Source organism: Hymenobacter setariae (assembly GCF_007713685.1).
GTDB lineage: Bacteria > Bacteroidota > Bacteroidia > Cytophagales > Hymenobacteraceae > Hymenobacter > Hymenobacter setariae.
Genome location: NZ_VMRJ01000001.1, coordinates 1015011 through 1028663 on the forward strand (window position 1 = coordinate 1015011; position 13653 = coordinate 1028663).

The 13653-nt window shown below is 62.2% G+C and carries 10 protein-coding genes; 5 read left to right on the forward strand and 5 right to left on the reverse strand.

Features of this window, described 5'->3' with window-relative positions:
• Positions 1–144: 144 nt before the first annotated feature.
• From FNT36_RS04250 to FNT36_RS04265, 4 genes are all read left to right on the forward strand, one after another.
• Positions 145–1008: a helix-turn-helix transcriptional regulator gene (locus tag FNT36_RS04250; RefSeq protein WP_144844677.1), complete on the forward strand. Its 864-nt coding sequence runs from the start codon at positions 145–147 to the stop codon at positions 1006–1008.
• Positions 1009–1226: 218 nt separating this feature from the next.
• The gene (locus FNT36_RS04255; RefSeq protein WP_144844679.1) at positions 1227–2936 is read left to right on the forward strand and encodes an FAD-dependent monooxygenase; all 1710 of its coding nucleotides are present in this window, start codon (positions 1227–1229) and stop codon (positions 2934–2936) included.
• 6 nt (positions 2937–2942) lie between these two features.
• The gene (locus FNT36_RS04260; RefSeq protein WP_144844681.1) at positions 2943–3254 is read left to right on the forward strand and encodes a hypothetical protein; all 312 of its coding nucleotides are present in this window, start codon (positions 2943–2945) and stop codon (positions 3252–3254) included.
• A gap of 176 nt (positions 3255–3430) precedes the next feature.
• Positions 3431–3952, forward strand: coding sequence for a hypothetical protein (locus tag FNT36_RS04265; RefSeq protein WP_144844683.1), 522 nt, complete (start codon positions 3431–3433; stop codon positions 3950–3952).
• Positions 3953–4094: 142 nt separating this feature from the next.
• Here FNT36_RS04265 and FNT36_RS04270 read toward each other — a convergent pair whose 3' ends face one another.
• Positions 4095–4508 carry a BLUF domain-containing protein gene (locus FNT36_RS04270; protein WP_233635675.1) on the reverse strand — a complete coding sequence of 138 codons (414 nt, stop codon included), beginning with the start codon at positions 4506–4508 and terminating at the stop codon, positions 4095–4097.
• Between the two features lie 425 nt (positions 4509–4933).
• Here FNT36_RS04270 and FNT36_RS04275 point away from each other — a divergent pair, with 425 nt between their 5' ends.
• On the forward strand, positions 4934–6160 hold the full coding sequence (locus FNT36_RS04275) for a multidrug effflux MFS transporter (protein ID WP_144844687.1): 1227 nt from the start codon (positions 4934–4936) through the stop codon (positions 6158–6160).
• A 26-nt stretch (positions 6161–6186) separates the two neighbouring features.
• Here the strand turns inward: FNT36_RS04275 and FNT36_RS04280 are convergent, their stop codons facing one another.
• The 4 genes from FNT36_RS04280 to FNT36_RS04295 all read right to left on the reverse strand — a co-directional run bounded on the left by FNT36_RS04280 (position 6187) and on the right by FNT36_RS04295 (position 13594).
• Complete coding sequence (locus tag FNT36_RS04280) at positions 6187–7590, reverse strand: chloride channel protein (protein WP_144844690.1); 1404 nt, start codon at positions 7588–7590, stop codon at positions 6187–6189.
• A gap of 95 nt (positions 7591–7685) precedes the next feature.
• Positions 7686–9134 (reverse strand): TolC family protein, encoded by a 1449-nt coding sequence (locus FNT36_RS04285; RefSeq protein ID WP_144844692.1) that lies wholly within the window; start codon positions 9132–9134, stop codon positions 7686–7688.
• A 17-nt stretch (positions 9135–9151) separates the two neighbouring features.
• Positions 9152–12343 carry an efflux RND transporter permease subunit gene (locus FNT36_RS04290; RefSeq protein ID WP_144844694.1) on the reverse strand — a complete coding sequence of 1064 codons (3192 nt, stop codon included), beginning with the start codon at positions 12341–12343 and terminating at the stop codon, positions 9152–9154.
• 165 nt (positions 12344–12508) lie between these two features.
• Positions 12509–13594: an efflux RND transporter periplasmic adaptor subunit gene (locus tag FNT36_RS04295; protein WP_144844696.1), complete on the reverse strand. Its 1086-nt coding sequence runs from the start codon at positions 13592–13594 to the stop codon at positions 12509–12511.
• Between the last annotated feature and the right edge of the window lie 59 nt (positions 13595–13653).

Below are 13653 nucleotides of genomic sequence, written 5' to 3' on the forward strand. Positions count from 1 at the left end.
ACCTTCCACGTTGAGCTAATACCCCGGCCGCGCAGGCACCCTTTGCCAGAGGCACACCGGCACTGCAGCGCCCAGCTACCAACCTAGGCGCCGCGGTGCCGGCTCTTGCTAGTGGCCGGCGGCTTGCCATGCCTTTTCTGCTGTATGCACTACGTTTCTGAGAGCTTTGAAGCGCCCCCGCTGGTTACCAGTGCCCCCCTTACCTGGCCCGGCCTACGGGTGGAGCAGTACCACTTAAGCGCGATGGCACTACCAGCACACTACCACCGCCACCACCTGGTTATGCTTTACCAAGTCGAGGCCCCCCTGGTAGTGCAGCGGCGCAACGGCACACGGGTGCAGCAGGAAATCTACCAAACAGGTGACCTAGGCATTTACCCAGGGGGCGAGTACGGCAAAATAACTTGGACGGCCTCTAGCTGTAACACCTACCTGACGGTGGATGACCACTACCTAGAGCGCTTGGCCCGGCAGGGCCTGGACCTGGCCTATTTCGCGCTGCAGGAGCGCGTAAAACTTGCCGACCCCTTGCTGGCGCAGCTTGGCCGGCAGTTGCTGGCGGTGGCTAGTGCCCCGCCCGCCCTAGGGTCGTTGTACACCGAGTCGCTCATCAATGCTCTGTGCTACCACCTTATTGAGCACTACGGACGCTATGAGCGGCGCCTGGCACCGGCGGGCAAGCTGCCGGCAGCCGTGCTGGCGCGCCTAGATGCCTACCTAGAGGCCCACTTGGGCGACGTTATAACCCTGGAAATCCTAGCGGACTTGGCCAATCTGAGCGTGTTTCACTTTGCGCGCTTGTTTAAGCAAACCACGGGCATGGCCCCCTACCACTACGTGCTGAGCTGGAAAATCAAGCGAGCGCAGCAACTGCTGCGCCTAGGTGGCCCATCCGTGACGCACGTTAGCGAAGTGCTAGGCTTTGCTTCCCCAGCCAGCTTTTCTGCGGCTTTCAAGCGCGCCACCGGGCAGGGACCGCAAGCCTTCCAGCGGGCGCAGGGCGCATAAGCGTGGCACTGCGCAAAAAAGCAAGAACGGACAAGTAAGATAGCAAGAATAGCACGGCGCCTCAATAGGCGACAGAGGACCTTTGCGGCGATACTGCTCGCTTGCTCATCGCGCCCTAGCGGGGCGGCTACTTGTTGGCGGGCAGCGGTAGTACCGACCTAGGGCCCATCGGGGCCATGCACTCTACCCTAACCTCTCCGTATTCCTATTGCTGCCATATGGCAACTTCCAGCAAAGAGCCCCTACCCTTCGACACTGAGGTCCTCGTCATTGGGGCGGGGCCTATTGGCCTCACTACCGCCAACGCCCTGCGCCACCACGGGGTGGCGTGCCGCATCTTAGAAGAAAAACCAGCACCTAGCAAATACTCGAGGGCCAACAACGTGTGGGCACGCCCGCAAGAGTTGCTTGACAGTGTGGGGCTGCGGGCCCCCCTAGCCGAGCGGTCCTACCTAGTAGACCGCATCCACATCTTCATCGACGAGCATCCGCTTGATGATGTAAAGCTCGGCGAGGCGGCTAGCCCCTTCCCGCAAGCCTTGTACTCGGGCCAGGATGTCATGGAAAAAACCCTGGCCGAGCAGCTGGCCGCGCGGGGCGTGCAAGTAGAGCGCGGCCGCAAGGCCATGCGCATAGAGCCCGACGACGAGGGCATAACCGTGTGGGTGGCCAGCACCGAAGAGCAAGCTGCCGCCCACGGTGAATTTGAGCGCATTAGGTGCCGCTACCTGGTGGGAGCCGATGGCGCCGAAGGCACTGTGCGCAAGGCTGTGGGCCTCGACTACCAGCCAGAAAAGTTTAAGGGCCGGGCCAACCACCAAGCCGATGCTAAGCTGAGCTGGCAGCGCTCCACGGAGCCCAACCAACTGTGGTTTTTCGCTTACCACAACGGGTTTGCGGGGGTGATGCCGGTATGGGGCGGCTACCACCGGCTGTTCTTTCTGGAAGACGAACAGCTAGTACCCGACCGCGACCCGACCCTAGCCGAAATTCAGCAGCGGGCCCGCGAGGTAACCGGCGATGCCACGCTCACGCTCACCGACCCCATCTGGCTTACGCACAGCCGCTTTCAGCATGCCGTGGCCCCCGCCTACTCGAAAGGGCGCGTGTATCTGGTGGGCGATGCGGGCCACCTGACGCTGCCCATCGGCGGGCAGGGCATGAACACGGGCTTTCACGACGCGGTAGGCTTGGCCTGGCGCCTAGCCCAAACCCTGGCCGGCCACGCCGGGCCGGCAGTGCTGGACAGCTATTCGCCCGAGCGCCACGGCATCCACGCCGCCCTAGATGCGGAGCAGGCCAAGGGCTTCAAGCACCTGCTGTATCGCAATCGCCTAGAGGACAAGTTACTCGGGGCAGCGGGGCAGTTATTTCCGCATATTGGCTGGCAGTTGCTAGGCAGCGGCGATGGGCAGCAGCTATTAGTGAGCTACGCCGACAGTCCGCTAAGCGAAGACCACCTGCGCTGGCGGCAGCTGCTGCACCCTGGCGGGCCGCGAGCCGGCGACCGCGCCCCCGATGCCCAGGTAACTACCCCCGAGGGCGAGGCAATGTCTTTGTTTGCCAGCATCTACAACCCCGACGGGCAGACCTATGGCTGGAGCCTGCTGGCCTTCGATGGCCGCCAGGCCGATGCACTGCCGCAACTAGCAGCAGCCATTGCGGAGGTGGCCGGCTGGCCGTGGGTGCGGCCGCGGCTGGTACTTGCCGCCCCGCTGGCCTCGCCCGCGGCTGCCGGCACCGCTACCTGCCTGGCCGACCGCGATGGCCACGCCCACAAGGCCTACCACCTAGAGGGGCAGCCGGCCCTGCTACTGGTGCGCCCCGATGGCCACCTAGCCTTCCGGGGCCCAGCCGACCAGCCAGAACTGCTGCGGCAGTACTGCGCCCGAATATTAGGAACTCCTCAAGCCCCGCCGCAAGCCTAACAACGCATGGCACGTGATAGCACAGTCACCGACGCAAACCTAGCCTGGCACGAGCAGGTGTACACGCAAGTGCGCAAGCAAGTGTGGTACCTGCGGCACCCGGTTTTGACGCCCGCTACCCATCTCCAGCACGATTTGCAGCTCGACCTGCTCGAACGAGTGCAGCTAGGCATTCGCCTGGAATACAGCTTAACACTAGAGTTTCCCGATACGGAAATAGGACAGTGGCAAACGCTGGCCGACGTCTTGGCGTGCGTGCAGCGCCACCTGCGCGCCGCGGCCGCCCAGCAGGGCATCCTCACTCCCTGTCGGTCATAATCACCCTGCTAGCTCGCCACCCTGCCTCAACTCGGGGCTAGCAGGGCGAATGTGGCACGAGAATTGGAAAAGAAAACAGCTAAGAAACCCTAGCCGGCATAGCTTGCACTTAATTAATAATTAATTGCTTAGCTGCTTAAAAAGCAGTTTGTGCCGCTTAAGATTTTTCGCTGCACATGAACCTACGCCTACTCCGCCAAACTACCTGCCTGAGCGTTTACCACGACCTTACCAACGATTGGCTTTACCTGGACTGGCAGGGTGAGATTACCTTGCCTCTGGTGCAGCAGGCCTGCCTAGAACTGGCGGCCTGCTACCTAGAGCGGCCCTATGCACGCGTTCTCAATAGCAACGAGCAGGTAACAGGCGTGAGCTGGAGCATCGCCGCGTGGCTGGTCAGCGATTTCTTGCCCTATATGGCGCTGGCCGGCATTGAGCACGTAGCCTGGGTATACTCGTCCTCGTTGCGGGGCTACAACATGGCCGCGACCGTTTTGCACTGGCTGCCCGGCTCACTTATTACTTCTTTCGACACGGTGGCCGAGGCGGCTACATGGCTCGCGCACACGCGCACCGAGCAGCCCCAGAGCTACCTTATTCCGCAGCGCACACCCGCCACCCAGGCCAAGCTCGCGCAGGAGGTAGCGGCCCTGCACCAGCGCATAGCCACTCAGCAGCTTCGGCGGCACACTGTATAACCCGCACGTCCACCCGTTTTTAGCTATCTAGATATACTCGCTGCGTGGCGCCATAGCCTTCTTGTTGCTGCCATTCCTAATAAGGCTACTGCCGACCATATCGGGGCCGCGCCGCGGCTGGCGCCGTGCGCACGGCGCTGCCCTAAGGCAACGTGAAAGAGCGCAGCAAATCGAGCAGGTGCACATCTACCAAGGGGAGGCGGGCCGCATCGAACGTCACATCGGCAGGCCGCAAATAGCCCATCAGTTCGTCGAACTGCTGCGGCGTAGCGGCCTCGAATGCCATGGACCACCCGGCAAATGCGCGCTGCGTAACGGCCTTATCGGCATAGGCCGCCACATTGCGATGGCGGCCATCGAGCTTGATATGCTCGTAAAGCTGACGCACAGCAGGTTCTTCACCTTCAAGCACTTGCAAAAAACAGCCATTGCCATAAACTAGGATGCCTGTGATGTCGGCTTCGGTATTGTGGCGGCGGGCCTGCTGTAACAGGGCCTGCAACTGCTCATCAGAAAAAGGCTCCGTAGCCCAGCTTAAATAAATAATGTGGTGCATGAAAGGGAGAGTGTCCAGCCACGTGCATACGCATCTAGAGCCCCTTAAAGCCATTTTTGCGCAGAATAATTCGACACGTGAAGCAGGCACAAACTGCTTGCGGCTGCTACTGAATACTATACAAGTAGCTCGCTAAAAGGCAACCTAGGTAGGCCGCCCGCCGCCGGGCGCCTCTACCGCCACGGCGTGCGCCCCGCCTGCGAGGGCAAGCATCTAACCGGGGCAAAGGCACCGCCCGCAAGGGTCGCATTTGCCAGCTACTGTGTGCGGGCAGGCTCACAAAAACGGCCCGAAATAAGAGAATAGGTCGCCGGCGCTGTTGTAGCTGCCCGTGGCACTTCCGCGCAGCAACCGCTGGCGGGGCTAAGGGGCTTCTTTTTTACTTTCTAGGTTGCGCTGCGCGCCGCAGCGTTCTAGGTTGCCTTATGACGAAACAACGCTACTTCTCCCTTATTCTCATTTTGGGAGCGCTTACGGCCCTAGGGCCGTTTTCTATCGATATGTACTTGCCGGGCTTCCCGGCCATTGCGCGCAACTTGCATACCACGGCGGCCCAGGTAGCCCTGTCGCTGTCAAGCTTCTTCATCGGCATTTCGGCCGGGCAGCTGCTGTATGGCCCGCTGCTCGACCGGTTTGGGCGCAAAAAGCCGCTTTACTTCGGGCTCGCGCTGTATGTAGCCGCATCTATCGGCTGCCTGGCAGTGCACCGCATCGAAACGCTGATTGCCCTGCGCTTTGTGCAAGCCATTGGTAGCTGCGCGGCCTCTGTGGCGGCAGTGGCCATGGTGCGCGATTTGTTTCCGGTGAAGGAAAGCGCCAAGGTTTTTGCCCTGCTGATGCTGGTGCTGGGTGTTTCGCCTTTGCTTGCGCCCACCCTAGGGGGCTACGTGACGGAAGACTTTGGCTGGCGGGCAGTGTTTGTGGTGCTGGCGGCACTGGGCGCGCTGTTACTGCTGGCCACAGCACTATGGCTGCCCAACAGCTATACCCCCGATACTACGCTCTCGCTGCGGCCGCGGCCTATTCTCACCAATTTTTGGGCCGTACTGCGTGAGCCGCAGTTCACCACCTATGCCCTCACCGGGGCCATCTCATTTAGTGGCTTGTTTGCCTACGTGGCGGGCTCGCCGCTGGTGTTCATGGATATTTACCACGTAGGCGGCAAGGTCTATGGATGGATTTTCGCGTTTCTCTCCACCGGGCTTATTGGGTCGAGCCAGCTTAATAGCCTGCTGCTACGGCGCTACCAAAGCGAGCAAATAGTGCCAGTGGCCCTAGGGTGCCAGCTGCTCACTACCGGGGTGCTGCTCGCCCTCACCAGCGCGGGGGTGCTGGGCCTAGGCGGTACCATTGCGCTGCTGTTTTTGTTCTTATGCTGCCTGGGCTTCACTAGCCCCAATACGTCGGCCTTGTCGCTCGCGCCATTCACCCGCAACGCGGGCAGTGCCTCGGCGCTGATGGGCGCCATTCAGATGGGGGCCGGCGCGCTAGCCTCGGTGGGAGTTAGTATGTTTGATGCGCGCACGGCAGTGCCGATGGCGGCCCTTATGGCCGGGCCTTCGCTGTTGGCACTACTAGTGCTGCTGGTGGGCCGGCAGTGGGTGGCGCACCCCGTGGCTGCCACGGCGGGGACGAGCGGCGCGCTGCATTAGCAAGCCCGCAGCACACCCTCAGCGCCTCACGGCTGTGGATGCGGAGAAGGAGTGGCCGTAGCCGGCTCGTCTTTGTGGTGCAGGGTTTCGCGGATGAAGCCCTGACGCAGGTGCTCGTACAAGGAATGCGGGTCGACGAGGGCGGCCACGGCCTGGGCCAGCAGCGCCCCGATGAGCAGTTGAAAAATGGCCGAGTGCCGGTCAGTCATTTCCAACACCAAAATAGCGGCCGTGAACGGCGAGCGCACCACCCCCGTGAGAAAGCCCACCATGCTCACCAAGATGATAAGGTTGCGGTCGGCCACGGCCACATTGGCCAGCTGGGCTACGGCATCGCCGAGCAGCGCGCCCGCGCTCAACGAGGTAGCAAACACGCCGCCTGCCCCGCCGCTGCTGTAGCTGAGGGCCATGCCCGCAAAGCGCACCGGAAACAGGTAGCCCGGCGTGGCCCCGTTGTTTTGAAACAGCAGCCGGTTGATAATCGGCTTGCCGGTGCCCACGCCCTCGGGTCCCACTAGGTAAGCCAGCGCTGCCAGCACAAAGCCGCAGCCCACCACCCAGCCCGCCTGCGCCAGCGGAGTAGCAAAACGCTTGCGGTAGTTGTTGAGCCAGAGCAGCGTTTTGGCAAAAAATGCTCCCGCCAGGCCACACACCACGGCTGCCACCATCACCAGCGCTTGGTACCAGCCGGCGGGCGACGTGATTTTGGGAAAGCCTAGGTAGAGGTAGGAGCCTAAGAACTGCTGGGCCGTGAGCCCCGCAATAATCACGGCGCTGAACACCGCCATGCGAAAGCGTGAAAGGTGAATCTGAGTCAGCTCCTCAACCACAAACACGATACCGCCCAGCGGCGTGTTGAAGGCGGCCGCCAGGCCTGCCGCGCCGCCCGTTACCAGCGCAATCTGGCGCGAGAGCTGCGGCCAGCCCGACGGTTGTAGCCGATTGATAGCCCTAAAAATGGCCGCCGCCACCTGAATAGTGGGTCCCTCGCGGCCAATGACGCCGCCCCCCAGCAACAGGACCACGCTGCTAACCACCTTCACTAGCGCTACCCGCAAACTCAGCAAGTAGGCCGTGTGTCGGTGCTGCACGGGATTGGAAAGCTCAATGCCGGCCATCACCTGCGGAATACCACTGCCGCGGGCCGCCGGGGCAAACCACTTCACCAGCGCCCACGACGCCAGAAAGGCCAGCGGCGTAAGCCCGAAGGCCTGCAGCGGCATCTGGCGCAGCCAGCTGAAACTCAATTCCTCGGCCCAGGCAAAAAGCTTTTCGTAGCCCACGGCCATAACCCCGGTCAGCAGCGAGGCAATCCAGAAGGGCACACTCTGCAAGATGAGCCGCCGCACGCGCGCCGTATAAAGTGGCTGAATGAAGGTGTGGTCGAGCCACGCCAGCACGCGGGCATAGCGGGAGGGAGAATCGGGCATAGAGAACAAAGGTGCGAGATAATTCGGGGGCAACCCAGCGACCCGCCCCTCAACGCTAACCTAGGCAGTATAAAGGCTGATAGTGGGCGCCCTTGCTACTTGGCGGCTGGGGCGGTGAGGTACTGGTACATGCTCAGGCGCAACCGAAACTCGGCGCGGGCGCTGATGAGCTGGCTGGCCGCCTGCTGGGCCTGGGCCTGGGCGTCGAGCAGGTCCGAGAGGTTAGTGAGGCCGGCGCGGAAACTGTCGCGCTGCACCTTCAAGTTTTCGGTGGCTTGGGCCTGGGTTTGGGTGGCGAGGCCGGTTTGCTGGTAGGCTTCGCGCAGGCTGTAGTAGGCCTGCTGAATACCTACTTGCAGCTGATTGGTACCGTTTTGCAGGTTGTTTTCGGCGATGGTTTCGTTGAGGCGCTGCTGGCGCACTTGGTTGCGCGCCGCGCCCCAGAGATTGGAGATAGGTAGGTTGACGATGGCTAGGCCCGTGGGCGTGAAGGTGCTGCCGATGCCCCGGTCTATCACCCCAGCGGCCGCCCCGCTCACACCCACCGACAGCGTAGGCCGGAAGCTGGCCCGCTTGAGGCGCGTTTGGAGGCGGCGGGCTTCTACGGCGGTATTCAGTAGCTGGTAGCTGCGGGTGTTTTTTGCGGCTTCGGCGGGCGGCACATACACGCTGGCGGGGTTAAAAATGGTAGCCAGCGTATCGGTGAGCACGGTGGTCGAGTCGGTGGGCAGGCCGGTGTAGAGCCCTAGGTCGAGCAAAGCCAACTGGCGGCCGTTGCGCGCCCTGCTCTCGTTCAGTAATATCTGACCGCGCTGCACCTGCACCTTCAGCAGGTCGTTGCGAGCAATGAGGCCGGCTTTGAGGTTGTCGCGCAGCTCTTTCAGCAACTGATTGAGGTAGCGCTCGCTGGCTTGCAGCGCGCGTAGCTGCTCCTGGGCCTGCACCACCTGCCAGTATTTCTGCTCGGTTTCCATGTTTACCGAGTCGCGCACATCGGCGTAGCGCACCTCGCTCACCGAGCTTTGCAGGCGGGCCAAGCGGTTGCTGAGGCCTACCTGGCCACCGGCATAGATGTTCTCGGTGGCCGACAAGCCGGCGATGTAGAAGTTATTGACGCCCCTCGGCAGAAGCTCCGGAATGGGGTCCACAAAATTTCGAAACCCATACAAGCCAATGCCAAACCCGCTGACCGTGGGGAAGTACGCCCAACGTGCCGCCCGAATGCCTTCCAGCGCCGAGGTACGCCCTAGGTCACGGTTTTTAATGGCGACGTTGTTGCTCAGGGCTGCGGCCTGGGTTTGGGCCAGCGTAAGGGCTTGTTGGGCGTGGGCGGTGAAGGTGGCTAGGAGTAGCAGGAGCAGCCAGGCGTGGGTGCCCCAGCCCCGGCCCTTCGCCGCCGGGAGAGGGGAGCCGGACGACAGTATGGCGTTCGCTCGCGGTTGGCACCCCTCTCCCGGAGGATTCCGTGCATCAAGCGGCGAAGGGCTGGGGCCAATCACCTTCCGCAAGCAATTCACTAGCAATAATTTACTTGATAAATCCATAGTTACTCGGATTGATTTTACGCCGCCTGTGCCACTGTTTCGCCCTCTTGTGCCTGCGGCTTCTGCGCATCCTCCTTGCGGAAAAACAGCCAATACAGTACCGGCAGGGCAAACAGCGTGAGCACCATCGAAAACAGCAGGCCAAAGCAGATAACGGCCCCTAGGGGTCCCCACAGGTCGGAGCCGCTGATTATCATCGGAATAACGCCCACCGCGGCGGCGGCCGACGTCAGGAAGATGGGCCGCATGCGGCGCTCGCCGGCGTGGATGGCCGCATCCCGCACGCTCATGCCTTCGTGGGTGCGCATCTCGCCCGCAAAGTCGGTGAGGATGATGCCATTGCGCACCACGATGCCGCACAAGCTCAGCAACCCCAGGAAGGACGTAAAGCCAAACGGATATCCCAGCACCAGCAGGCCAAACGAGGCGCCGAAGATGCTCAGCGGCAAGGTCATCAAACTCAGCAGCGCGTGCTTGATGCTCTGGAAGTGAAACAGCAGGATGAAGAATAGAATAACCACGCTCAGCAGCAGCGAGAGGCCCATCGGCGTGAGATTTTCCTGCTGGGCCTCCAACTCGCCGCCATAAGTGATGGCCACGCCAGGCGGCAGCTTGATTTTGGCAATCTCGGGCTGCAGCTCGGCCAAGATGTTATTGGCTAGGCCGCCCAGCACAATGTCGAGGCGCACGGTTAGGGTACGTACGCCGTTGCGGCGGCCGATTTCGCCAAACTCCCAGGCCGGATGTACCTCGGCCACCTGGCGCAGCGGCACCACGGCGCGGGTGCTGGGGGAGGCCACCGACAAGTCGCGCAGCTGGCGCACGCCGCGGCGGTCGCCTAGGGGGGTGCGCACCTTCACATCCACGGGGTAGTCTTCTTCCCATAGTTGGGTGGCCTGCACGCCCTGCAGGTTCATGGCCACGACATTGGTGAGGTCTTGGCGGCTGAGGCCTAGGCGACCGGCCTCGTCGGGGCGCAAGCGCAGGGCGGCGGTGGGGTGCATCTCGTCGAAATCGGTGCGCACCCACGTCACGCCCTGGGTGCGGCGGGCCAGCGCCTGCACGCGACTGGCCACGGCCTGCAAGTCGCGCAGACTGTCGCCAGAAATGCGAATTTCAATCGGGATGTTGGGGCCCATGCTCAATTGCTTCATTCGCACGTGGGCGTCGGGGAAGGCATTGGCATACTTGCGGGCATACTCGCGCAGCACCTCCACGGTGGTTTCCTCGGTGGTGGTGTTCACCAAGATTTGGGCGTAGTTGGGCGCGGGCGTGTTGGGGGCGTAGAGGGTGTGAAAGCGTGGCGAGCTGCTACCTATAAAGCTAGTGTACTGCTCGATGCGCTGGTCGCGGGCCAGCAGCCGCTCCATGCCCTTCACCACCGAGTCGGTGCGGGCCAGGTTGTAACCGCTGGGCAGGTAGATTTCGATGGCTAGCTGATTGCGCTCCACCGTGGGGAAAAGCTGCTGGGGCAGGCGGCCCATCATGAACAAGCCCGCCAGCACGGCCGCGCCGGTCAGCCCTAGGGTCAGCCAGGTGTGGTCAAACGCTTTACTCAGCAGCCAGTTGTAGCCATTCTGCACCCGGTCGAGCATGGTTTTCTTTTCGGGCTGCCCTCCCCTACCCGGCTGGCTGTCACTGGCCGGCTCGCCTTGCTCTTGCTTTTCCTGCTGGTGTAGCCCCTTTTTGATAAACAGCGTGTTGAAGGCCGGCACCAGCAGCATCGAGATGATGAGCGACAAGCTCAGTGCCAACACAATAGTCACCGGAAAATCGCCCAGAAAGTCGCGGGCCGTGCCTTTCATAAACACGATAAGCGGCGCGAACACGGCCGAGATAGCCAGCGTAGCCGTGAACACCGACGGAAACAGCTCGCGGGCACTTTCGCGGGCGGCATCCCACACGCTCAGGCCGTGGTCGAGCTTCTCCACATGGTTGTCAATCACCACAATGGGGTCATCTACTACGATACCTAGGACGATGATGAGCGCCGCCAGCGTCACCGTATTCAACTCGATGCCCATCACGAACATGAAGGCCAGCGTGCACGAAATGGTGATGGGAATAGTAGCCCCCGCCACCGCCGCAATGCGGAACGGCAGCAGCAGCAGCGTCACAATAACCACTGCCACCAGCGCGATGCCAAATTCGCGCATGAAGTGCGAGATAGACTCGTCCACGACCGCGGGCTGGTTGGCGAGCTTCACCAGCTTGATGTCGGGCGGGAAGGTGCGCTCTAGGGCCGCTAGATGCTCATCGACCTGCTTGCCGAACTGCACGATGTTGCGGCCGGACTGCATTTCGAGGCTTACAATGAAGCTTTTCACACCGCCCGAGGTCACGTAGCTGGCTGGGTCGGGGTCGTACTCGCGGCGCACGGTGGCTACGTCGCGCAGGCGCACCACCTGGCCTTGCTGGTCGGTTTTCACAATTTGGTCGGCCAGCTCGGTTTCGCTGCGGAAATAGGTGCTCAGGTGCACCGGCACGTTGAGGGCGCCGGTTTTGAGGTCGCCTGTGGGGCGCACGCTGCCTTGCTGCTGCAAGGTTTGCACGAGCTGCCCGGCGCTGAGGCCGTACTGCGCCAGCTTGTTGTTATCGATGTAGAGGCTCACCTGCTCGGGCAGCCCACCCGAATCGCTGATTTTGGACAAGCCTTCGAGCTGGCGCAGGTTGTTCTCGATACCCGTCACGTAATGCCTTAGGTCCTTGTAGGGACGGCTTTTCGACTCCACCGCCAGCAGCACGGCCGAGGTGCTGCCAAAGTCGCTATTGACGATGAGGCCTTGCACATCGGGCGGCAGCGAGGTGCGCTGGAAGATGAGCACGCCGTTTTTGAGCTTGTTCCAGAACTCGGCCGTGCCGTTGCGGTCCACCTGCTTGTTTACCTCCACGTAGATGTAAGCGATGCCGTCGCGCGAGTACGAGTACGTTTTGGTTTTGTCAACTTCCTCGAAGCTAAATAAGTAAGCCTCGACCTTGCTCGTAAGCTGCTCTTCTACCTGCCGGGCCGAGGCGCCGGGGTACACCCCTATCACGAGCCCCTGCCGGATGGTGAAGTTGGGAAACTCGTTGCGGGGCATGTTGAACAGCCCGTACACCCCGAAGGCCATCAGGGCAAAAACCACGGCCATGACCACGGTTTTGTGCCGCATGGCCGACTCGATGAGCGTGGGCTTAGTCGGTGTGTCGTCTTCGTGCGGGTTCGCCATAAGGGTCTGCCTCAGTACCTGATAAGTATGTATCGTTGCTTGCTCACGTGTTGACCCCACCCCCGGCCCCTCCCCTCCGGGAGAGGGGAGCCTGACATTTGCTAACGTCTGCCTGCGATGAGCACCCCTCTCCCGGAGGGGAGGGGCCGGGGGTGGGGGCTCACGTTAGTTAAGTACCTTGATGGGCGCCTGGTCGTAGAGCTTTTGGTAGCCATCTACCACCACCTGGTCTTGGGCGGTGAGGCCGCCGGTCACGGCCAGGCCATCGCCTAATAGGTCGCCAGTTTGCACCTCGTGCCAGCGCACGGTATTGCCACGCACTAGGTACACAAAATGCCGATTGCGCTCATCTACCTGCACGGCGCGTAGGGGAAGCACCAAGGCCGTGGGGCCAGTGGCCGACTGCCGGGCTGCCGCCTGGGTGAAGGCTACTTGAGCTGTCATGCTAGGCTTTAGACGCAGGCTGGGGTTGTCCACGAGCACGCCAACAGTGAAGGCGTGCGTCTGCTCGTTGGCCACGGGACTGATGTCGTCGATGCGGCCGGTGAGGGGCGCGTCGGTAGCGGCGCCCACGCGCACGGTGGCACGGTCGCCGGGGCGCAAGCGGTTTATTTCGGTTTCGGGTACGGCCACGTTCACCTTCACCTGGCGCAGCTGCACCAGTGTGGCTATCGGCGCACCGGGGCTGGCCACGGCCCCTAGGTCGGCCTGCTTGGTGCCGATGTAGCCCTCAAAGGGCGCTAGCAGGCGGGCATGGGCTACTTGCTGGTAGGCGGCGCGGGCGCTGGCGCGGGCCTGCTCGGCTTGCTGGCGGGCCTGCACCAGCTTGGTTTCGGCAATGCTGCCCTGCTGGTACACTTCGTTTACGCGGCGATAGGTGTCTTCGGCTAGCTTGGCTTGGGCTAGCTGGGCCGCGTACTGCTCGCGGTAGGTGGTCGCATCGACGGCCGCGATAAGCTGGCCTTTTCGCACCCGCTGCCCTTCCTCGATAGGTAGCGCCGTGATGGTACCCCCCACCTGAAACGACAGCGTAGCCCCACTGCCCTCAGCTACGGTGCCGCTGTATTGGGGCGCTTGGCTAGGCCCAGCCGGACCGGCTGCACTGCTGGCACCGGCTTGCTGCACCCGCACGGGCACGGCTACGCGGGCGGGGGGCAGCTGGTCGTCGGCTTTGTTTTTGCCGCCGCAGCCGGCGGCCAGCAGCAAAGGGCCACCTAGGGCCAATAGGTAGCAGTAGCGCGTGTGCGGCATCAATATCCAGGATTTAAATAGGACGATAACTAGCTGACTTACGGGTAGTCGCTTGTTCC

Excerpts from the sequence above, each read along its gene's own strand:
- FNT36_RS04260 (WP_144844681.1), top strand. The coding sequence starts at position 2,943 with ATGGCACGTGATAGCACAGTCACCGACGCAAACCTAGCCTGGCACGAG.
- FNT36_RS04265 (WP_144844683.1), top strand. The coding sequence starts at position 3,431 with ATGAACCTACGCCTACTCCGCCAAACTACCTGCCTGAGCGTTTACCAC.
- FNT36_RS04280 (WP_144844690.1), bottom strand. The coding sequence starts at position 7,590 with ATGCCCGATTCTCCCTCCCGCTATGCCCGCGTGCTGGCGTGGCTCGAC.
- FNT36_RS04275 (WP_144844687.1), top strand. The coding sequence starts at position 4,934 with ATGACGAAACAACGCTACTTCTCCCTTATTCTCATTTTGGGAGCGCTT.
- FNT36_RS04255 (WP_144844679.1), top strand. The coding sequence starts at position 1,227 with ATGGCAACTTCCAGCAAAGAGCCCCTACCCTTCGACACTGAGGTCCTC.
- FNT36_RS04295 (WP_144844696.1), bottom strand. The coding sequence starts at position 13,594 with ATGCCGCACACGCGCTACTGCTACCTATTGGCCCTAGGTGGCCCTTTG.
- FNT36_RS04250 (WP_144844677.1), top strand. The coding sequence starts at position 145 with ATGCACTACGTTTCTGAGAGCTTTGAAGCGCCCCCGCTGGTTACCAGT.
- FNT36_RS04290 (WP_144844694.1), bottom strand. The coding sequence starts at position 12,343 with ATGGCGAACCCGCACGAAGACGACACACCGACTAAGCCCACGCTCATC.
- FNT36_RS04285 (WP_144844692.1), bottom strand. The coding sequence starts at position 9,134 with ATGGATTTATCAAGTAAATTATTGCTAGTGAATTGCTTGCGGAAGGTG.
- FNT36_RS04270 (WP_233635675.1), bottom strand. The coding sequence starts at position 4,508 with ATGCACCACATTATTTATTTAAGCTGGGCTACGGAGCCTTTTTCTGAT.